This window comes from Pseudalkalibacillus sp. Hm43 (assembly GCF_051842935.1).
GTDB lineage: Bacteria > Bacillota > Bacilli > Bacillales > Fictibacillaceae > Pseudalkalibacillus.
The window spans coordinates 2,293,344-2,311,955 of record NZ_JBPXRR010000001.1 but is presented as its reverse complement, the minus strand read 5'-3'; the positions used below and the strand labels follow the sequence as shown (position 1 = coordinate 2,311,955).

Sequence of the window (18,612 nt, the reverse complement as noted above, 5' to 3'; positions counted from 1 at the left end):
AAAGTGTAAACAGCATATGGACATATACTCTTTTTATCTTATGATTCATTGATAGAATTGATATGGACAAGTTCCCCTTTATTTAGAAACATAGGGATTACTTTTGATTGAAAAGCGGTAAGGCAAACCAACATGTTCCTCTGCGTAATCAATATTGATGCGTGGTCCGACCTCGACTTCTGAGTCGGGTATCTGCTTATAATCTCTCAAAGTGATTTCCGATCCTATCAAAGGTAGGCCATAATGACTCATATCGAAGCCCATTGCCCGAGACAATTTTCCAGGACCATTTGATAGATTACGAATTTGCGTATTCGTATACCTTTCCTTCGTTCCATACCGATTGTTCAACATGCGGTCGGTACCTTCCGTCGGCTCCAAACCGCGAATCAGAATTGCTTCCGGCTTACTCACGGGTCCTGTTACGATATTGAAGCAATGGTGCATCCCGTAAATGAGGAACATATATACATGCCCAGGTGGACCGTACATGACTTCGGTACGAGTCGTTCGTCGGCCTCCATAAGAATGGGCTGCTTTATCCTCAGGTCCTTTGTATGCTTCCACTTCAACGATTTTACCGGAGAGGACGCCTTTTGGAGTATTGTGGATCAACTCCATTCCGAGCAGTTCACGCGCCAATGTAAGTGTGTCCTGTGTAAAAAAATGCTTTGTCACCATCATCTGTACCATCACCTCTAAAACTGTTAACCATAACTATTTTTAAGTTGACACAATTCCCGGCATCTTTCATAATAGTCTTGGACATAACTTTTGAATTCAACAAGAATGGGGAAGTGAAGAAGGATGAAGAAAACGTATACACTAGTTTATGCAGCCATGTTTGCTGCGGTTGTTGCTGCACTAGGTCTTGTACCACCGATTCCAGTTCCGGGATCACCTGTCCCTATTACAGCACAAACGTTAGGCGTAATGCTAGCTGGAGGTTTACTAGGTGCACGTCTTGGAGGACTGAGCTTACTCGTATTTATTGGACTGATCATTGCTGGAGCACCGGTCCTTTCCGGTATGCGCGGTGGAATTGATGAATTGGTTGGACCGAGTGCAGGTTATATTCTGAGCTGGCCGGTTGCGGCGTTCGTCATCGGTTACCTTGTTGAGAAATCTTGGAACAAACTGAAGTATTGGAAAGTGTTGCTGTTCAATATCCTTGGAGGAATTATCCTTGTCTATGCAGCGGGCATTCCAGTTACCGCATTTGTTCTCGATCTACCTTTAAAAACAGCCGCATTATCAGCGATCGCCTACATTCCTGGTGATATCATCAAGACGATCATTGCAGCATTCGTCATCGTGAAGATGAAGCGTAGAAACCCAGTCATCCAAAAGCAAAACCAAAGTAAAAATGTTGCTGCATAATGTGCATATGATACGCTTAAGAAAGAGGTTTCGTCGATTTAGACAAGCCTCTTTCTTTTTACACATAAAAGAGGCAGGGTGAATCCACCATGATATTCGATCGGATTAAACGACAAGCACAACTTCATCCTATGGCAGTCGCCGTCCAGACTGAAGCAGGTGAATGGATGTATGGGGAGCTGGTTCTGGAAACTGAAAAAGCGGCGAACCACATTTATTCGAGAGCTCCTTTTTCATCCGGGAGGCTTGCCATCTATTTTTCTAAAAACAGTCCGGATTTCCTTACATACTTTTTAGCGGCAGTCTCAATCGGCTGGACCGCTGTCCCGATTGACCCGAAACTACCTTCTGACAAAGTGCGGGATATTTTAATAGATAGTGAACCTGACGTACTCGTAACAGACATTTCGGAGGAAAAAGTGAAGGAGCTGTGGGAGGGCGAAATCGTTACTCCCAATGCCCGAAACGTTTCCTATGAAAAAAGAGCGCTACCAGTAGCGTCCCCTGAATCCCTCTTTTATCTCGGCTATACGTCTGGGACATCCGGAAAACCTAAAGGGTTTCTAAGAACGCAGCACTCCTGGACAGAAAGTTTCGATCATACCGATCATGAATATACAGTGGCGCAAGGGGATGAGGTCGTCATCACCGGATCACTCGTCCATTCGTTGTTCTTGTATGGAACGGTCCATGCGCTCGCGAGTGGCGCGACCGTTTCCATCTTAGATCGTTATTCAGCGACAGGCGTCGCAAGTCGAATCCATCCATCGGTAAAAACGATTGTATATGTCGTACCGACGATGCTTGAGTCCTTGTTGAGCGAATCGTTTGAAGCGTGGAACTGGGTGGACTGCATCATCTCATCTGGCTCCAAATGGAACGCCAAGCGGAGGGGCAAAGTCGAGGAAACATTCTCCAACGCAGAGTGCATCGAGTTTTACGGTGCATCTGAGCTCAGTTTTGTCTCCATTCTTCATCAGAAAGACGCGGAGAAAAAGTCTGACTCTGTCGGCAGACCTTTTACAGGTGTGGAGGTTTCGATTCGAAATGAACAGTTCGAGGAAGTCCAACGAGGGGAAGTTGGCATGCTGTATGTGAAGAGTGACATGATCTTCGAACAGTATCTGAATCTACCGGAAAAAACCGAGGAAGTACGGAAGGGAGATTGGGCGACGGTCGGTGACATGGCACGGATGGATGAAGACGGCTTCATCTATCTTGTCGGACGCGCGAATCAAATGATCATCACCGGAGGGCTGAATGTTTTTCCCGAAGAGGTCGAACGGATCATCTTAACGTGCCCTTCCATTCAAGAAGTGGTGGTTGTCGGCATACCGGACACGTACTGGGGTGAAAAAATCGTCGCATTCGTTCAATGGCAATCTGGTTTTGCAGGAAATGATGAAGAGGTCAGACAGATTTGCAGAGACCTTTTACCAAAGTACAAGTGTCCGAAAGAGTATGTCACTGTAAAAGTGTTTCCATACACAGTGAGCCAAAAAATCGCAAGGAATCAGTTGGTTGAACAATTCGTTCAAGGGGGGATTAGATGATGAATGAGGTTTATATCGTTGAAGCAAAGCGTACACCAATCGGAAAAATCGGTGGCGTTTTACGAACCGTACGTCCAGAGGAAATGGCAGCGACCCTCATCCGTACTGTTGTAGAAGCATGTGAGATCCCTCCTCATAAAATCGATGAAGTGATTCTTGGCAATGTTGTCGGTCCGGGAGGGAATTTGGCCAGGCTCTCTAGTTTGACAGCGGGCTTGCCTGTGGAAGTGCCTGGCGTCACGATCGATCGGCAATGTGGATCCGGTCAGGAAGCGATCAATCTTGGTGCTAGACTCATCCAAGCGGGTGGAGCGGACCTCGTTTTAGCAGGAGGAGTAGAGAGTACCAGTCTGGCTCCATGGAAGATGGAGAAGCCGACAAACCTCCATGATCCCACCGGCCCGAAACCGTTTGGACGGGCTCGCTTTTCACCTGATGATATTGGTGACCCGGACATGGGAGTCGCAGCGGAAAACGTCGCACAACATTACGACGTGACGCGTGAAGATCAAGATCGTTTTGCCTTGCATAGTCACGAAAAAGCGGTCGCCTCTCAGAAGTCAGGGCGATTCCGTCAAGAAATCGTACCGATTGGCGATATTGATATGGATGAGTGTCCGAGAGAGAATACGTCTCTCGAAAAATTAAGCCGGTTAAAGCCCGTGTTCAGAGCAGATGGCACTGTCACAGCAGGCAATGCGTGTCCCGTGAACGACGGAGCAGCAATCGTTCTACTTGCTTCTAAACAAGCATGCGAAGAACTAGGACTCAAACCAACAGTACGCTTTATCGATGCGTGTTCCGCAGGAGTGGATCCGAACCTGCTTGGAATCGGTCCGATACCAGCCGTTGAAAAGCTGCTGAACAGACAAGAACTCTCTATTGAAGATATTGATTTAGTAGAGTTCAATGAGGCATTCGCGTCACAAGTGCTCGCATCCACCCGTGCGTTAGGAATCCGAGAAGAAATCATGAATGTCGGGGGAGGAGCGCTTGCTCTCGGCCATCCATATGGTGCGTCCGGTGCAATCCTCATGACCCGAATGTTCCATGAAATGAAGTTTGGCGAAGCGCAGCGAGGGTTGGTCACACTCGGAATCGGTGGCGGCTTAGGATTGGCCACACTCGTTGAAAAAACGGAGGGATAGGATGAATCACATCGAACAGCTGGAAGTCGGCTTGAAAACAGAGCCATTCAAAATCGTTGTAACACGAGAAGAAGCCGAACACTTCGCGGACGTTGTGGGAGATTCGCCTTTAGCCGAACTTGGCGGTCATCAAATCGTACCTGTAACGTATCCGATCATCTACTGGCAAAGGGTGGACATGCCCTGGTTGGAAGGGATTGGACCACTTGTACATGGCGAACAATCCTTCCACTATGACAAACCGCTTTTAACGGAAAAAGAATATATCGGACAAATTGAACTTGTGAAGATCGAAGAAAAGAGTGGCAAACTAGGGACCGTCATTTGGGTGGAGCATGACCTGACAGGATATGAAGATGAAAATGCTGATGAAGTAATTTTCACCTGTAAAACGAGGGCCATGTTCAAGGCAGAAGTGGAGGGACAGGGATGAGTACCACATCACATGAACTACATTTCACAGATCAAGACATTTCGGATTATGCAGATGTCAGTGGTGATCATAATCCCATTCATACTTCTGTCACGGACGCGAAAAAGATGGGTTTCGAATCCTGTCCCGTGCACGGCATGCTGGTGATGGCGCGTGTCGGAGGATATTGTAGAAGGTTTGCAGCGCAAGGCAAGTTCATCCATGACATTTCTGTCCGGTTCCAGGCACCGGTTTTTACGGGAGAATCTTATAGGTTGGAATTCGAGACATTTGATCAAGAGAATATACAGTTCACTTTGACATTAAAAGGTGGTCACATCGTTATGAAAGGGACCGCCTCCACGACATCACGATAGGGGGTTAAGCTATGAATATAGAGAATCAAGTGGTCGTCATTACTGGTTCGACCAAAGGTATCGGAAGAAGTATGGCTGAATTACTGGCGCGACGAGGAGCTACGGTCGTCATTAATGGACGGGATCAAGAACGTATAGCTAATACCGTTACGGAATTGAAAAAGATTCACGACAGGATTCATGGGATATGTGCATCTGTTTCAGATGAAGAAAGCTGCAAGAGAATCATAGACGAAACGGTGGACAAGTTTGGACGGATCGATGTGCTCGTCAATAATGCAGGCGTCGTTAGGGATCGGATCTCTTACAAGATGACGGAACAAGAGTGGAACGAAGTCATTGAAACCCATCTGCGCGGCACATACGCGTGTACGAAACATGCTGTACTTGCGATGAGAGAGAAGGATGAAGGTGGAACAATCGTCAATATGACTTCCAAATCCGGTATGGAAGGATTACCTGGGCAGCTCAATTACAGTGCAGCGAAATCAGGCATCAACGGCATGACCTATACGTTGGCGAAAGAATTGGAACGGTTCGGGATTTCGGTCTATGCGATCGCTCCAGTTGCGGAAACGGAAATGACGAAGCCCGTCATCGATATGCTGCAGAAAAAAGCGGATGAAAAAGGCGTGCCGTTGCCGGATGAATGGAAAATGGGATCGCCTGACGATGTAGCGAAATTGCTTTCTGTGATTCTTGAGCAACAACCCGAAACCGGGACAATATACTCCGTCAATGGTCATAAAATTGGGAGATGGCTACCGCCAAAGCATGAGATGATCACTGGAGAATCAGACGATTTGACAAATCAAGCTATTTTTCGTGCTTTTTCTAAGTAAAACGAATGAAAAACTTAGTAAATACTGACAGATTTCGTCGATTATAGTATCATTGAACTAGAATCAGAAATCTGATCGTGTCTTGTAAATCGTTAGATAATGGCAAACTCGCTGAAAAGTGAGGACGCAAAGCTTTAGGGACTAAGTTGTGTGTTAGGACAATAAGTCAGCCAGCTACCGGAAACGATGAACACCTTCGATTTATGGGATAGGGTCGATAAAGGTGTGACAAATCGAATGACCTTTTATCAGCTCTTTGTACCTATGTCTTCTTTCATCATCGTATACTCGATCGTCCTGTTTTTCGTCCGCTTCTTGTTTAAAGGCATTTCCGATCGTCTAATGAATGTCCTTTTCAACATCGGAATTCTTTTCAGCACGATTCTTTGGGTATACTTGATGTCCATTCACCATCAGATTTAACATAATGAATGTTCGGTGAGCTTACCTTTATGGTAAGCTTTTTTCGTTGTGGAGAAAGGTATTTTAACGAACTTTGTCGATTTATGTTTTTGGAAAATAATGTTTATTTCGGAAGCCGAAAAAAATCCAAAAATATTCTGAAAATGAAAAAGACGAGTATTCCTTATATAGTAAAGGTTTTGTTCGTTTCCAATATTTAGAGCCTCGAAGAATTTCGGAAAACCCCTTCCTACATGATTTCTATACAGTTATAATATCTTTAAGGACTTTTAAAGGGGGATGGTTATGGAGACATTAACCAGAGTGAAATTGACAGAGGAAGATAAGGAATTGTTACTGGATGTCGTGTTGAAGCAAAGATATGCATCTGAATTAGTAAGCTGTGAGCTAACCGATATTGAAACAGGACAAAAGAACTGTGAAGAAAACCGCATTCGACAGTTGAATCATTTGTTACTACGATTACATAAAGCTGGAGTATAAAAATACGAAGGATGTCTCTGATGAGGAGACATCCCTTTTTTTATCTCGTGTAGGTCAGTTGTCCAATAATCCTTTTCTGCGAGCTTCCATACGCCATTCAGCCTCTTTAATATAACGTTTGGAAGCCGTATTACGTGTGCGTAAATACGACCAGTAATTGGTGTAGTTCGGTGGACGGAATTCTGTCGGGACTCTGCGCGCGTATCCCCACCAATTCAATTTCTGATTTTCTAAGAGGATTAAGTAATGATCGTATTCCTTATTCATGTTTACACTCCTATAACTAATTTTCTCGGTTAAACTCATTCTTTCAATTATGGACGAGAAGTATTCATGTCTCTTTGTGAATCTGGTCTATTCTGGTTTATAAATTCCGAATTTGGATTACAATTTCGGAATTTGGCTTATAAATTCCGAAACTGGTCTATAATTTCTCAATCTGGTCTATAATTTTTGATTTTTATGGGAAAATCGAAAATCTGATCTATAATTTCTCATTTTTATTGGAAATAACCCGATTTTTATGGGAAATACTCATAACTCCTTCAACAAAACCCCATCCCGAGAAAAAATCGATCTCTGCATGAAAACATTTTTGCTATTTCTTATTCATAAAGTAAGAAGAAATGAACCTTTTTTACATGAACTGCATCAAACAGCCTATTTAACTGAGTTTTAAAGGCTTTATGAGAGCGGGTATGGAATTATTATGGAGATGACAAATGATTAGGGGGAAATGAATATGATGGAACAAGTGTTGATGTTTGCGTCTGTTATGACTCCTCTTGTCACCGGTTTGACGGAAGTGGCGAAACGGACATTTCTGATTCCGAAAAGGTTCATCAACATTATCAGTCTGATGATCGGGCTGGTTGTCGGGTTGCTGGCGTTCCCGCTTACCGACCTCGATTGGACATTGCGAACATGGGCAGGGACGATGGCTGGATTGGCTGCGACGGGACTTTATGAAGTAGGTAAATACCGCGTGGGTACGAAACATAGGTGATTTTTTCTAGAAAAATGGGTGCAAGAATAGTGACGAAATAGAGTTCGTTTCTCTCAACTTTCATATAATAGAGTAGGGAAGTACAAGCTGGAGGTAATTAAAATGGAATGGACATTCTTCATCGTGTCCATGGTCGTCAGCGTACTGACTACTTTCGCAGCTGTCTATTTACGGCAAAAGTTGAAAGTCAAACTAGAGGCACGAGAAAACCAACTTAAAGCCAGAGAACTCGCGAAAACTGCATTGCTTCAGGAATTGCAGGATAATTTGAAATTATATTTACGGAAAGATACGAAGAACGGTGGAAGCCTTCAGGATTTCTTAGAACTAGGAACACATGAGATACAGGGTGACGAGAAGATTTGGATGGAAACATACCTCTTCCAACTCGAGGAATGGGATAATGTGAAATACGATATCGCAAAGCTGGATTCAACTCTAGCAGATCAATTAATAGAGGTTTATCGCCAATTTGAAAGACTTGATACACATGCAAAGGTCGAATCACCGATCTTCCGAGTGGACCGTTTAGGGTTTGAAGATTTTACCTTGAAATGTGAAAACATCATAAGAGAATTGAAGAGTGGATAAGAATCATTGCCTTGAGTGATAGGTGATGATTTTTATTTTTCGTAAAAAGATAGACCTTTGCCAAGTTTTCATTATCGTCAAAAACGAACATTATTCTTCTAAAACGATCGTTGTTCTACAAAACAGGTGATAGGGTGAAAAATTTGACGAACGAATTCCATAGTCCATATGGCATAAAAAGGAAATCTGAGCAGGGTTGAATTCTCACATATGGAATTTATAAAAGAGTACGATGCTGAACTCATGTTTTAACCTTAAACGAAACAGGTATACCAATACTAAAACTAGTTCAGAATAATAATAGGAAACATATACTTAATCAAGCAAAGGGGAGTTCGGGTAATGAAGAAAGGTCTATTTCCACTCATCATAGGGGTCGTTGTCGCTATCAGTCTCTTTTGGGTCGGCGGGCATACACAGTCCAATCATTATACGAGTACGGATCTTCCTAAGAAATCATTTTCAAAAGCTCCTATTGAACTCAACAATAAAGAGGTGTTTGCCAGTACACTGAACCGTTCTGAAGTCGATCGGCAAGAACAGGTGAAAACGGTAACCGCTTCAAAAGAAACTGATACAGCAAATCCTGACAAAGGAGACTTCGTCCAACTTGCAGATACATTCATGCAAGAAGCCGTTCAACCGACAAATGAGGACTATAAAGTGACAGAATTTGATTCTAAAGCGCAATTGGTTGATCATCTTGGTCAGTACGCTTCGAAAGAAATTGCAACTTATTATGTGGATGGCTTGTACGAGGAAAAAGCAGATGGATTATACATCATCCCGACAGAATTACCGCCATGGGTCATGAAAGGGGAACCTGCTCAGTTGATTCAGCTTGACGAGCAAAACTATCAACTGAACCAGAAGAATCAGACGGACCTTTATGGCACTTATGTGATACAACTGTCCTTCACGAAACAAAACGATCAGTGGATCATCCAGTCAGTGGACGTCAAATGATGCTTTGTGCTTAGGATAAACGAAACATGACCGAATGGCTTTTCTTGTTTAGCATATGTTGCTACATGACGTTAAGTGTGGTACAAAATGTTAAATAGGAAGAGTCTTTCGTTTTGTTTGAGAGAGTGACTCTTACGGAAATTCACTCCTTTACTGCAATAAAAAGTTTTGCGAATCATCAGTGGTCTTCAAATGTTTTTTTCATGAAGTTCATGTAGAATAAAGCATAAGGAATTGAACGAGGACAGAGATAAAATTGGAGTTTTGACGATGAGCTATTATACGTTCGAAGATTATTATAAAAACACAGTTGAATTATCCTTCACTGATCATCCATATTCTCCTCTACCGAAGCACGTCTGGGTCATTTGCCGCTTCAAAGGACAATGGCTACTGACAGAACATCCGAGAAGAGGCATTGAATTCCCAGGTGGGAAAGTGGAAGAGGGAGAAACAGCGGAGGTTGCAGCTGTTCGCGAAGTATATGAAGAAACAGGTGCAACAGTCGACGACTTGGTCTACTTAGGTCAGTATCGCGTAAATGGTAAAGGTGGAACGATCATCAAGAACATCTATTTCGCGACCATTGAAAAATTGAAATTAAAGGCCCATTACTTTGAAACGAATGGACCTTTACTATTAAATGAACTTCCGGCTACCATCAGTACTGACAAGCGTTTCAGCTTCATGATGAAAGACCAGGTGTTGGAGCGCAGTTTGGAATATATCCTGAGAAACGACATTACGACTTTTTAACGCTTACGCCAACGGTTTTCAAGCATTCCCACTCCGGTATACATGAATGTAGCCAGGATTGCAATGATGAACAGACTGAGCAGTACAAGCGTGAAGTTGAACACTTGGAATCCATAAATGATCATGTATCCTAACCCTTTTTTCGAGACGAGGAATTCCCCTACGATTACGCCGACCCAAGACAAGCCGACATTGACTTTCAGTGTTGAAATAATGGTAGGGATTGCTGCAGGTAAAGTGACCTCTTGAAACACTTGCTTTTTATCTCCACCGAATGTTTCAATGACTTTAATGTAATTCTGATCGGTTTCGTGAAAAGCAGCATAAACGACTAGCGTCGTGATAACGAATGATATGAGTACGCCCATCGCAATGATGGAAATGTACCCTGGTCCAAGCGCGACAATAAGGATCGGACCTAACGCGACCTTCGGCATAGCGTTCAAGACGACAAGGTAAGGGTCCGATACTTTTGACACAAAGGGTACCCACCAGAGAATTGCCGCGCAGGCTGTGCCGAAAATCGTTGCAATCACGAAACTGGCCAACGTTTCCCCTGTTGTAGCTGCTATATGGACGAGCAGTGTCCCATCCCCAATTTTAGTAATGAAAAGTTCCGATATCCGGCTCGGTGAACTGAACAATAACGGATTGATCCAGTTCTGAGTCGAAGCCAATTCCCATAACCCGACAAATAGGACGAAGATTAGAAATTGAGTCAATAAGACGTGTCTTTTCGTTCGTCTTTCTCGATGGATGAATTGATCATATGCAATCTCAATTTTCGACTTCAAGTTCGTTCAACTCCTCCCAGATCGTCTGGAAGATGTGTTTGTAATCCTCATGATTCCTTACTTCAAATGGTTCCATCCTTTGTAGTTCACTTGGCATCGTATGAATCGATTTAATCCTGCCCGGATTGGCGGACAATACGATGACCCGATCAGACATCGCAATCGATTCCCCGATATCATGGGTGACGAGAAGAGCTGTCTTTTGGTGCTCTTTCAAGGTATTGAATACGAGATTCTCCAGTTTCAGCTTCGTCTGATAATCGAGTGCGGAGAAGGGTTCATCTAACAATAATAATACCGGCTGGGTCGCTAACGTACGGACAAGCGCGATCCGCTGCCGCATACCTCCGGATAACTCATGAGGATATTTCGTCCGTGTATGCTCCAAGTTCAGCTGCTCGAGCAGATCGAGTGCAAATGTTTTACTCATCTTATTGAGTTTGTGCTGGATTTTTAGACCGATGAAGATGTTCTCTTCAATCGTCCGCCACGGAAAAAGGTAATCCTGTTGAAACATATAACCGATCTGATTGTGGGCTTTTTGGACATTTTCGTTCTGGATTTTTACTGATCCAATCGTCGGGGTCAGTAGGCCTGCAATTAATGAGAGCAGTGTTGTCTTGCCGCAACCGCTCGGACCGAGGAAGGAGACGAATTCCCCTTCCTCGATTTGAAGCGAGATGTTTTCCAGTGCCGTTGTGACGGATTGAGTAGAGAAGTAGGCGTGTGTCAGTTGATCGACAGTTAAGAATGCCAACCGAATCTCCTCCTCTTACTTAGCCACTCGCTCTGCAATATCCGTGTTCACGAGTATGTCATGGTCGACTTGTTTCGGAAGCTCACCGGCTTCATCCATAATCGTCTGCAAGTTGTTCCATTCTTCTACATCGAGGATCGGATTCGTTGCATAACTGTGTTGTTCTTTGTATCGTTGAGTTACAGTTTCAATCAATTCGATCGATGTATCATCGAAATAAGGCTCGATGACTTCAGCAATTTCTTTAGCTGAATGACTATCGACCCATTGCTGCGCTTTATATAAAGCACGAGTGAACCGTTCGATGACGTCTTCATTTTCTTTCAAGTAGCTCTGTTTGGACATGAATGTCGTGTACGGGATTTTCCCAGACTCTTTCCCGAATGATGCGACGATGTGACCGATGCCTTGCTGCTCGAACAAGCTGGCGGTCGGTTCGAACAATTGTACATAATCTCCTGTACCAGAGGCGAATGAGTTGGCAATGTTCGCGAATTCGATGTTTTGGATCAGATTCAAGTCTTTATGAGGATCGATGCCGTGCTTTTTCAATCCGAATTCACCGGCCATTTGTGGCATTCCGCCTTTCCGTTGACCAAGGAAAGTGCTGCCCTTCAATTGATCCCAAGAGAACGTTTCAGGTTTTTCACGGGCGACGAGGAACGTTCCATCCGTTTGGGTCAGCTGTGCGAAGTTGATGACAGGGTCGTTCGTACCTTGGGCATAGACATAGATGGTCGTCTCTGATCCGACGAGGGCGATGTCCGCTCCATCCGACAACAAGGCTGTCATCGTTTTATCTCCGCCCCACGTCGTTGTCAGCTCAAGCTCAATACCTTCCTCTTCAAAAAAGCCCTTTTCAATGGCGACATATTGAGGAGCATAGAAGATCGAGCGTGTCACTTCAGCGACCCGTACTTTGTCGTTTGTAGAACTGTCAGAGCATCCAGCTGCTAGTAAGGTGAATGCTAGTATGACAGAAGCTGCTCCTGCGATATGACGTCTTATTTTTTTAAACATTGGTATCCCTCCACAAACTATAGATGAAATAGTCTATGAAGGGACCAGTCAATGTGTGTTCGCCTAATTTGAGCTAGAGGTGTGGCCATGTTTACGTCTGATTTAGTGGAAAAAATGCAGCGATACCCATCGCCGCATCCTGATATAAAATTGTATGTCGTTACATATCGGAGCCAGGGACTTCGTGTGAAAGGATTGCTTGCAGTACCGGCTTCTGAAGATTTGTTACCTGGTCTTTTATATTTGAGAGGCGGGATCAAACAGGTCGGAAAGGTGCGGGTAGCTCGTATCATCCAGTTTGCCTCGCAGGGCTTTGTGGTGTTCGCACCTCATTATCGCGGGAATGAAGGTGGCGAGGGACAGGAGGATTTTTGTGGAGAAGACCGGCATGATGCGTTTTCAGCACTGCAAGTCTTGAAAGAGCTACCAGCAGTGGATGAAACGTCAATGCATGTGTTCGGATTTTCCCGTGGAGGAGCAATGGCACTATTCACAGCGGGCTATTGCGTAGACCTGGTTCGTTCTGTTGTCGTGTGGGGCGGCGTTTCCGACATGAAGCTCACGTATGAGGAGCGGAAGGGCTTGCGGAAGATGTTGAAGCGAGTGGTCGGCGGTTCCGTTTACAAGTACCCGGAACGGTATGAGTGGCGCTCCCCGCTTCATCTGGTGGGCGGGTTCGATGCGCCTGTATTGATCATCCACGGTGTATACGATCAAAATGTTACGATTGAGCACGCTTACCTTTTGGAAAAAGAGTTGGCTAAACAGGGTAAGCAGTTTGAGACGTGGTACATTAAGGACGACCACCATTTCACCCCGGCTAAAAAGCTTCAAGTGACCCGGGACTTATGTACCTGGATGAAAAAACAAAAATAAAGCCGTGAAAAAAACTCATCTTCGGATGAGTTTTTTCTTTATGAGGAAGTGGGTCTGATTTACTATTTTCCCCAAGTCGAAGCGAAAGTTCCCCAAGCCAGGCTAAACACTCCATGAAAAACCGAAAAAGCTCAAAAAAAGAAGCGACCCTTCGTTAGGGTCGCTCCTCATCGTATTTTTTAGACCAGTGGTCCTGCTTTTTTGATTTCTTCTGTTACGTTCGGGAACTTATTGAAGTTTTCTTTGAACTTCAGTGCAAGTTCGCGTGCTTTTTTGTCATACGCGTCTTGATCACTCCACGTTTTCTTCGGTTGAAGCACTTCTCCAGGAACACCTGGGCAGCGCGTCGGGATGTGCAAGCCGAAGATTGGATCTTTTACCGTTTCAGTGGAGCGCAATTCGCCTTCAAGTGCGGCTTGAACCATCGCACGAGTGTATGGAAGGTTCATACGCTTACCAACACCGTATTCGCCACCAGACCAGCCTGTGTTCACAAGGTACACATCAACGTCATGCTGCTCGATCTTTTCACCGAGCATCTTCGCGTAACGCTCTGCATGTAAAGGCAAGAACGGTGAACCGAAGCATGTAGAGAATGTTGCTTGTGGTGATGTAACACCACGCTCTGTACCTGCAAGCTTACTCGTGTAACCGGATAAGAAGTGGTACATCGCTTGTTCTTTCGTCAACTTACTGATTGGAGGCAATACGCCGAATGCATCAGCTGTAAGGAAGATGATCGTGTTCGGATTACCCGCAACACTTGGTGTAATGACGTTCGGAATTGCATCGATCGGGTATGCTGCACGTGTATTCTCAGTCAACGTCGTATTGTCATAATCGACGACACGTGATTCTTCATCTGATACGACGTTTTCAAGGACCGTTCCGAATTTGATTGCATTCCAGATTTGCGGTTCTTTCTCCTGAGAAAGGTTGATACACTTCGCGTAGCAACCGCCTTCGATATTGAAGATGCCGTTGTTTGCCCAGCCATGCTCATCGTCCCCGATCAAGCGGCGGTTCGGATCAGCGGAAAGGGTTGTTTTACCTGTACCACTAAGACCGAAGAATAACGCAACATCGCCTTCTTGACCGACGTTTGCAGAACAGTGCATAGACAAGATGTCTTTCTCCGGAAGGATGTAATTCATGACAGAGAAGATGGATTTTTTGATCTCACCAGCGTATTCTGTTCCACCGATGAGAACGATGCGCTTTTCAAATGAGATGATGATGAACGTTTCAGAGTTTGTTCCGTCCACAACAGGATCAGCTTGGAATCCAGGTGCTGAAATGACCTGAAACTCTGGTGTGAAGCCATTTAAATCGCTTTCATTTGGGCGGATGAAAAGTTGGCGTGCGAAAAGGTTATGCCACGCATATTCGTTGATGACTTGAAGCGGCAATTGATACGCCTTGTCAGCTCCAGCAAATCCTTCAAAAACGAACGTTTCATCTTTATTCATTAAGTATTCGATCACTTTTTTATATAAGTTATTGAACTTCTCTTCTTCGATCGGTTGGTTTACTGAACCCCAATCAATCTTGTCCTTTACTGAAGGTTCCATTACGATATATTTATCTTTAGGTGAGCGACCAGTGTATTTTCCTGTTTCAACTTGAAGAGCGCCTGTAGAAGTGAGGCTGCCTTCTTTACGTGTTAGTGCTTTTTCAACTAATAATGGAGTAGATAAGTTCTTATTCGTAGTAGATTTACCGATAAGTTCGTCAGTTAAAGAAGTAAATTGTGCCGTATTCATGTAAACCCATCCTTTTCAACATAATTATTTAACTCTGTCCTATGTTCGAGTTGATGCTGCAAAACCCACTGCGATAAGGATTAAGAGGCTTGAGTTTTGCCTGTTTCATTATACATCCTATTCGTCTGAATTAGTATAACATATTTATTTTAATAATGTATACTATTTTTCCGAATTTGTGACAGTTGAAACATTCTCCTCACATGAAATAGGCATTTTCTTAACAAATGCCCTATATATACCGCTTCCCAGCTTTTACATATTCAATTTCGTTGACATACCTATAGTACTGCGGTATGATATTGCGAGAACGGCTACTCTTATTCCGAGTAGGTGGAGGGACAGGCCCAATGAAACCCAGCAACCGACACCACAGGTGAGAAGGTGCTAACCTGAAAAATAAGAGGGTGAAAGGTTTACAACGAACCACCTTTCCTCTATTAGAAGGAAAGGTTTTTTTTTACGTAAAGAACCGATAACTTTTCTGCATGGAGATCTTCGATGTTGTTGAAAAGTTTACGAACTTAGTATAAGTGCAACTAGGGCTCAGTCATCGCCTTCTACTTGACTTCACCAAGTTTTCTTTACGTTTAACAGGGAGAATCCTTTCTTAAGAATGAATATAAGTGCAAACAAATTTGTCAGCTACATAACAGGTGTTAGGAACGTACGCTTACAAATAATTGAAAGATTGATGGCACTTTTTCGTACGGAATGAGTACCGTATCAATTATCAGCGATATTTTTTTGGGGTATCGCCGAGGAGGTTCCGTAATGTCAAAAAGCAGACGTCTATTCACATCTGAGTCCGTTACAGAAGGTCATCCGGATAAAATCTGTGACCAGATCTCAGACGCAATTCTAGACGAAATTCTATCCAGTGACCCGAATGCCCGGGTTGCGTGTGAAACATCTGTCAACACAGGACTCGTACTTGTAGCAGGTGAAATCACGACTTCTACTTATGTAGATATTCCGAAAATCGTACGTGAAACGGTAAAAGGCATTGGCTATACACGTGCAAAATACGGATTTGACTATGAGACTTGTGCAGTCTTGACTTCCATTGATGAACAGTCTGCGGACATCGCTGCTGGTGTCAACCAGGCTCTTGAAGCAAGAGAAGGTACAATGTCAGATGAAGAGATTGAGGCAATCGGTGCAGGTGACCAAGGATTGATGTTCGGTTACGCAACGAAAGAAACACCAGAATTGATGCCTTTGCCGATCTCTTTGTCACATAAATTGAGCCGTCGCCTGACAGAAGTCCGTAAGAATGAGGTTGTTCCTTACCTTCGTCCGGACGGTAAGACACAGGTAACTGTAGAATATGATGAAGACGGTCAACCTGTGCGCGTTGATACGGTTGTTATCTCGACTCAACACCACCCAGAAGTTACACTTGAGCAAATCAAGCGCGACTTGAAAGAGCATGTCATCAATCCGGTCGTACCGAGCGAGTTGATTGATGAGAATACAAAATATTTCATCAACCCGACTGGCCGCTTCGTAATCGGTGGGCCACAAGGGGATGCAGGACTGACTGGACGTAAGATCATCGTTGATACCTACGGTGGATATGCACGTCACGGCGGTGGCGCATTCTCTGGTAAGGATCCGACGAAAGTGGACCGTTCTGCAGCTTATGCGGCTCGTTATGTTGCGAAAAACATCGTCGCTGCAGATCTTGCAGATAAGTGTGAAGTTCAATTGGCGTATGCCATCGGAGTTGCACAACCTGTATCCATTTCAATCGATACATTCGAAACTGGAAAAGTTTCAGAAGAGAAGCTGGTTGAGCTAGTCCGTGAAAACTTCGACCTTCGTCCTGCTGGCATCATCAAGATGCTCGACCTTCGTCGTCCGATTTACAAGCAGACCGCTGCTTACGGGCACTTCGGACGTACAGACATCGAATTGCCATGGGAGCAAACAGATAAAGCTGAAATTTTGAAAAACAATGCATAAAAATAAAGGAATGGCTGTCACGAACACGTGGCAGCCATTTTTTTCATTCTAAAATAGAATACATTACCGTATACATTATCAGAAAATTGTTGCATTAATAGGTAGTAGTCGAATAAACTGGTAATACCAGAATGAATATTGGTATTACCAATGGAGGGTGAAAACATGAGGTCAACTGATCGAGTGGAACAACAAATTATTGAAAGGGTGATCGAAGGATCGATTCCAATCGGTACCAAGGTTCCATCTGAAAGGGAGTTAGCGGCTACATTTGAGGTGGGGAGACCCGTTATACGTGAGGTTCTTCAGAGGCTTGAAAGAGATGGGTGGCTCACGATACGACAAGGTCAACGTGCTGTTGTCAATGACTTTTGGAAACAAGGCAATTTGATGACGCTTGTACATTACATAAGACATAAAGAAGTAATTCCGAATACATTTATCGTTCACCTTCTTGAACTAAGAAGAGCAATCCTTCCTGCCTATGTTTATGATGCTGTTAAAGAAAACCCTATGAATGTCGTTTCCCTGCTTACTGAAATCAGTAGCTTAGAGGAGGCCCCGGAGGCCTATGCCGAATTTGATTGGTGGTTGCAGAGACGTTTAGCTGAAGGTTCGAGCAATCCGATTTATCTCCTCTTATTAAACAGCTTTCAAAAATTGTACATTGAGATGGCGATCGTCTATTTTGAAGATTCACGCTATCGAAGTGCATCAATGGAATACTACAAACAATTATTTGAAGCAGCTGTTGAGCGGGATGCCAAAAGAGCAAAGCATTTAGCAGAAGATATGATGGATCGAAGTATCGAAATGTGGAAGCTTCATAATTTAGTAAATAATGAATAGGAGGTTCTCATGAACAAGGTTTATCGAGATTTCTTCTTTTTCCCTGATGTGATTATATTACTGGGCCTTATTCTCGTCAGCTCTACCGCTTTATTTTTCACACAGCCTGGAACAGAACTCTTCATTTCGTTTGTTATCGGATTAGTCGCCTTTGTTGGTAGTGAATACTTGACGCACCGATTCCTTTTCCACCTGAAAACACCGAAGAATCCTTACCTCCTTAAACTATTGAAACGACTCCATTATGATCACCATTCATCTCCAGACAACCTGCATCTCTTGTTCTTGCCGATTTGGTACAGCCTGCCCAATATGCTCATTTGGTCTGCCGTTTGTTATTTAATCACGAGCAATATATGGATCACTTTAGCGTTTGCTCTCGGTCTGCAGGTGATGTTGCTCTTATATGAGTGGAAACATTACGTGGCACACAGGCCAATTAAACCGAAAACGAAACTTGGAAGGTGGATGAAGAAAATCCATATCCTTCATCACTATAAGAACGAGAACTATTGGTATGGTGTTTCAAATCCGATAGGTGATTACCTGTTCGGTACGATGAAGGAAGAAAAAACGGTTGAAACAAGCAAAACGGCCAAAGATCTAGAAAGTCGGACAATCGATATGTAAACGCGAAGAGACTTCTAT

22 protein-coding genes and 2 riboswitches are annotated in these 18,612 nt (G+C 43.9%); of the genes, 16 read left to right on the top strand and 6 right to left on the bottom strand.

Annotated elements, in window-relative coordinates:
- Positions 1-78 precede the first annotated feature (78 nt).
- The gene (locus ACSVDE_RS12240; RefSeq protein ID WP_439301168.1) at positions 79-684 is read right to left on the bottom strand and encodes a DNA-3-methyladenine glycosylase; all 606 of its coding nucleotides are present in this window, start codon (positions 682-684) and stop codon (positions 79-81) included.
- Between the two features lie 123 nt (positions 685-807).
- Here ACSVDE_RS12240 and ACSVDE_RS12235 point away from each other — a divergent pair, with 123 nt between their 5' ends.
- The 8 genes from ACSVDE_RS12235 to abbA all read left to right on the top strand — a co-directional run bounded on the left by ACSVDE_RS12235 (position 808) and on the right by abbA (position 6,618).
- Positions 808-1,380, top strand: coding sequence for a biotin transporter BioY (locus tag ACSVDE_RS12235; protein ID WP_439301167.1), 573 nt, complete (start codon positions 808-810; stop codon positions 1,378-1,380).
- A gap of 89 nt (positions 1,381-1,469) precedes the next feature.
- A complete protein-coding gene (locus ACSVDE_RS12230; RefSeq protein WP_439301166.1) occupies positions 1,470-2,933 on the top strand; it encodes an AMP-binding protein in 1,464 nt (487 codons plus the stop codon).
- Positions 2,933-4,081 (top strand): thiolase family protein, encoded by a 1,149-nt coding sequence (locus ACSVDE_RS12225; protein ID WP_439301988.1) that lies wholly within the window; start codon positions 2,933-2,935, stop codon positions 4,079-4,081. The genes ACSVDE_RS12230 and ACSVDE_RS12225 overlap by 1 nt, the downstream gene beginning before the upstream one ends.
- Position 4,082: 1 nt before the next feature.
- Complete coding sequence (locus ACSVDE_RS12220) at positions 4,083-4,514, top strand: hypothetical protein (protein ID WP_439301165.1); 432 nt, start codon at positions 4,083-4,085, stop codon at positions 4,512-4,514.
- Positions 4,511-4,870 carry a MaoC/PaaZ C-terminal domain-containing protein gene (locus tag ACSVDE_RS12215; protein ID WP_439301164.1) on the top strand — a complete coding sequence of 120 codons (360 nt, stop codon included), beginning with the start codon at positions 4,511-4,513 and terminating at the stop codon, positions 4,868-4,870. The genes ACSVDE_RS12220 and ACSVDE_RS12215 overlap by 4 nt, the downstream gene beginning before the upstream one ends.
- An 11-nt stretch (positions 4,871-4,881) precedes the next feature.
- Positions 4,882-5,712: an SDR family NAD(P)-dependent oxidoreductase gene (locus ACSVDE_RS12210; RefSeq protein WP_439301163.1), complete on the top strand. Its 831-nt coding sequence runs from the start codon at positions 4,882-4,884 to the stop codon at positions 5,710-5,712.
- A gap of 91 nt (positions 5,713-5,803) precedes the next feature.
- Positions 5,804-5,894: riboswitch (cyclic di-GMP riboswitch) on the top strand.
- A 55-nt stretch (positions 5,895-5,949) separates the two neighbouring features.
- Positions 5,950-6,135, top strand: a complete 186-nt coding sequence (locus tag ACSVDE_RS12205; protein WP_439301162.1) for a hypothetical protein — start codon at positions 5,950-5,952, stop codon at positions 6,133-6,135.
- A 285-nt stretch (positions 6,136-6,420) separates the two neighbouring features.
- Positions 6,421-6,618: an antirepressor AbbA gene (gene abbA, locus ACSVDE_RS12200; protein WP_439301161.1), complete on the top strand. Its 198-nt coding sequence runs from the start codon at positions 6,421-6,423 to the stop codon at positions 6,616-6,618.
- A 54-nt stretch (positions 6,619-6,672) separates the two neighbouring features.
- Here the strand turns inward: abbA and ACSVDE_RS12195 are convergent, their stop codons facing one another.
- Entirely contained in the window at positions 6,673-6,885 is a 213-nt protein-coding gene (locus ACSVDE_RS12195; protein WP_439301160.1) for a hypothetical protein, read from the bottom strand.
- A gap of 478 nt (positions 6,886-7,363) precedes the next feature.
- Here ACSVDE_RS12195 and ACSVDE_RS12190 point away from each other — a divergent pair, with 478 nt between their 5' ends.
- The 4 genes from ACSVDE_RS12190 (at position 7,364) to ytkD (ending at position 9,937) form a co-directional block, all read left to right on the top strand.
- On the top strand, positions 7,364-7,624 hold the full coding sequence (locus tag ACSVDE_RS12190; RefSeq protein ID WP_439301987.1) for a holin: 261 nt from the start codon (positions 7,364-7,366) through the stop codon (positions 7,622-7,624).
- 102 nt (positions 7,625-7,726) lie between these two features.
- The gene (locus tag ACSVDE_RS12185) at positions 7,727-8,215 is read left to right on the top strand and encodes a hypothetical protein (protein ID WP_439301159.1); all 489 of its coding nucleotides are present in this window, start codon (positions 7,727-7,729) and stop codon (positions 8,213-8,215) included.
- Positions 8,216-8,557: 342 nt separating this feature from the next.
- The gene (locus ACSVDE_RS12180) at positions 8,558-9,181 is read left to right on the top strand and encodes a hypothetical protein (RefSeq protein ID WP_439301158.1); all 624 of its coding nucleotides are present in this window, start codon (positions 8,558-8,560) and stop codon (positions 9,179-9,181) included.
- 270 nt (positions 9,182-9,451) lie between these two features.
- A complete protein-coding gene (gene ytkD / locus ACSVDE_RS12175) occupies positions 9,452-9,937 on the top strand; it encodes an RNA deprotection pyrophosphohydrolase (RefSeq protein ID WP_439301157.1) in 486 nt (161 codons plus the stop codon).
- Here the strand turns inward: ytkD and ACSVDE_RS12170 are convergent.
- The 3 genes from ACSVDE_RS12170 to ACSVDE_RS12160 are packed head-to-tail and all read right to left on the bottom strand — an operon-like array spanning position 9,934 to position 12,508.
- Positions 9,934-10,731, bottom strand: coding sequence for an ABC transporter permease (locus ACSVDE_RS12170; RefSeq protein WP_439301156.1), 798 nt, complete (start codon positions 10,729-10,731; stop codon positions 9,934-9,936). The two genes, ytkD and ACSVDE_RS12170, sit on opposite strands and share 4 nt — an antisense overlap.
- Positions 10,715-11,488 (bottom strand): ABC transporter ATP-binding protein, encoded by a 774-nt coding sequence (locus ACSVDE_RS12165; RefSeq protein WP_439301155.1) that lies wholly within the window; start codon positions 11,486-11,488, stop codon positions 10,715-10,717. Before ACSVDE_RS12165 ends, ACSVDE_RS12170 begins: the two co-directional genes overlap by 17 nt.
- 15 nt (positions 11,489-11,503) lie before the next feature.
- Complete coding sequence (locus ACSVDE_RS12160) at positions 11,504-12,508, bottom strand: ABC transporter substrate-binding protein (protein WP_439301154.1); 1,005 nt, start codon at positions 12,506-12,508, stop codon at positions 11,504-11,506.
- Between the two features lie 87 nt (positions 12,509-12,595).
- Between ACSVDE_RS12160 and ACSVDE_RS12155 the strand changes: the two genes are divergently transcribed.
- Positions 12,596-13,384 carry an alpha/beta hydrolase family protein gene (locus ACSVDE_RS12155; RefSeq protein WP_439301153.1) on the top strand — a complete coding sequence of 263 codons (789 nt, stop codon included), beginning with the start codon at positions 12,596-12,598 and terminating at the stop codon, positions 13,382-13,384.
- Positions 13,385-13,563: 179 nt separating this feature from the next.
- Here the strand turns inward: ACSVDE_RS12155 and pckA are convergent, their stop codons facing one another.
- Positions 13,564-15,147 (bottom strand): phosphoenolpyruvate carboxykinase (ATP), encoded by a 1,584-nt coding sequence (pckA, locus tag ACSVDE_RS12150; protein ID WP_439301152.1) that lies wholly within the window; start codon positions 15,145-15,147, stop codon positions 13,564-13,566.
- A 317-nt stretch (positions 15,148-15,464) separates the two neighbouring features.
- Positions 15,465-15,553: riboswitch (SAM riboswitch) on the top strand.
- Positions 15,554-15,921: 368 nt separating this feature from the next.
- On the opposite strand from pckA, the gene metK reads away from it, so the two are divergent.
- The 3 genes from metK (at position 15,922) to ACSVDE_RS12135 (ending at position 18,594) form a co-directional block, all read left to right on the top strand.
- Positions 15,922-17,115: a methionine adenosyltransferase gene (gene metK, locus ACSVDE_RS12145; RefSeq protein WP_439301151.1), complete on the top strand. Its 1,194-nt coding sequence runs from the start codon at positions 15,922-15,924 to the stop codon at positions 17,113-17,115.
- A gap of 165 nt (positions 17,116-17,280) precedes the next feature.
- Positions 17,281-17,964, top strand: coding sequence for a GntR family transcriptional regulator (locus ACSVDE_RS12140; protein ID WP_439301150.1), 684 nt, complete (start codon positions 17,281-17,283; stop codon positions 17,962-17,964).
- Between the two features lie 9 nt (positions 17,965-17,973).
- Positions 17,974-18,594 (top strand): sterol desaturase family protein, encoded by a 621-nt coding sequence (locus tag ACSVDE_RS12135; protein ID WP_439301149.1) that lies wholly within the window; start codon positions 17,974-17,976, stop codon positions 18,592-18,594.
- The last annotated feature ends 18 nt before the right edge of the window (positions 18,595-18,612 follow it).

Bases quoted from the DNA above. Each gene is read 5' to 3' on its own strand.
- ACSVDE_RS12240 (WP_439301168.1), bottom strand. From the start codon at position 684: ATGATGGTGACAAAGCATTTTTTTACACAGGACACACTTACATTGGCG.
- ACSVDE_RS12235 (WP_439301167.1), top strand. From the start codon at position 808: ATGAAGAAAACGTATACACTAGTTTATGCAGCCATGTTTGCTGCGGTT.
- ACSVDE_RS12230 (WP_439301166.1), top strand. From the start codon at position 1,470: ATGATATTCGATCGGATTAAACGACAAGCACAACTTCATCCTATGGCA.
- ACSVDE_RS12225 (WP_439301988.1), top strand. From the start codon at position 2,933: ATGAATGAGGTTTATATCGTTGAAGCAAAGCGTACACCAATCGGAAAA.
- ACSVDE_RS12220 (WP_439301165.1), top strand. From the start codon at position 4,083: ATGAATCACATCGAACAGCTGGAAGTCGGCTTGAAAACAGAGCCATTC.
- ACSVDE_RS12215 (WP_439301164.1), top strand. From the start codon at position 4,511: ATGAGTACCACATCACATGAACTACATTTCACAGATCAAGACATTTCG.
- ACSVDE_RS12210 (WP_439301163.1), top strand. From the start codon at position 4,882: ATGAATATAGAGAATCAAGTGGTCGTCATTACTGGTTCGACCAAAGGT.
- ACSVDE_RS12205 (WP_439301162.1), top strand. From the start codon at position 5,950: ATGACCTTTTATCAGCTCTTTGTACCTATGTCTTCTTTCATCATCGTA.
- abbA (WP_439301161.1), top strand. From the start codon at position 6,421: ATGGAGACATTAACCAGAGTGAAATTGACAGAGGAAGATAAGGAATTG.
- ACSVDE_RS12195 (WP_439301160.1), bottom strand. From the start codon at position 6,885: ATGAATAAGGAATACGATCATTACTTAATCCTCTTAGAAAATCAGAAA.
- ACSVDE_RS12190 (WP_439301987.1), top strand. From the start codon at position 7,364: ATGGAACAAGTGTTGATGTTTGCGTCTGTTATGACTCCTCTTGTCACC.
- ACSVDE_RS12185 (WP_439301159.1), top strand. From the start codon at position 7,727: ATGGAATGGACATTCTTCATCGTGTCCATGGTCGTCAGCGTACTGACT.
- ACSVDE_RS12180 (WP_439301158.1), top strand. From the start codon at position 8,558: ATGAAGAAAGGTCTATTTCCACTCATCATAGGGGTCGTTGTCGCTATC.
- ytkD (WP_439301157.1), top strand. From the start codon at position 9,452: ATGAGCTATTATACGTTCGAAGATTATTATAAAAACACAGTTGAATTA.
- ACSVDE_RS12160 (WP_439301154.1), bottom strand. From the start codon at position 12,508: ATGTTTAAAAAAATAAGACGTCATATCGCAGGAGCAGCTTCTGTCATA.
- ACSVDE_RS12155 (WP_439301153.1), top strand. From the start codon at position 12,596: ATGTTTACGTCTGATTTAGTGGAAAAAATGCAGCGATACCCATCGCCG.
- pckA (WP_439301152.1), bottom strand. From the start codon at position 15,147: ATGAATACGGCACAATTTACTTCTTTAACTGACGAACTTATCGGTAAA.
- metK (WP_439301151.1), top strand. From the start codon at position 15,922: ATGTCAAAAAGCAGACGTCTATTCACATCTGAGTCCGTTACAGAAGGT.
- ACSVDE_RS12140 (WP_439301150.1), top strand. From the start codon at position 17,281: ATGAGGTCAACTGATCGAGTGGAACAACAAATTATTGAAAGGGTGATC.
- ACSVDE_RS12135 (WP_439301149.1), top strand. From the start codon at position 17,974: ATGAACAAGGTTTATCGAGATTTCTTCTTTTTCCCTGATGTGATTATA.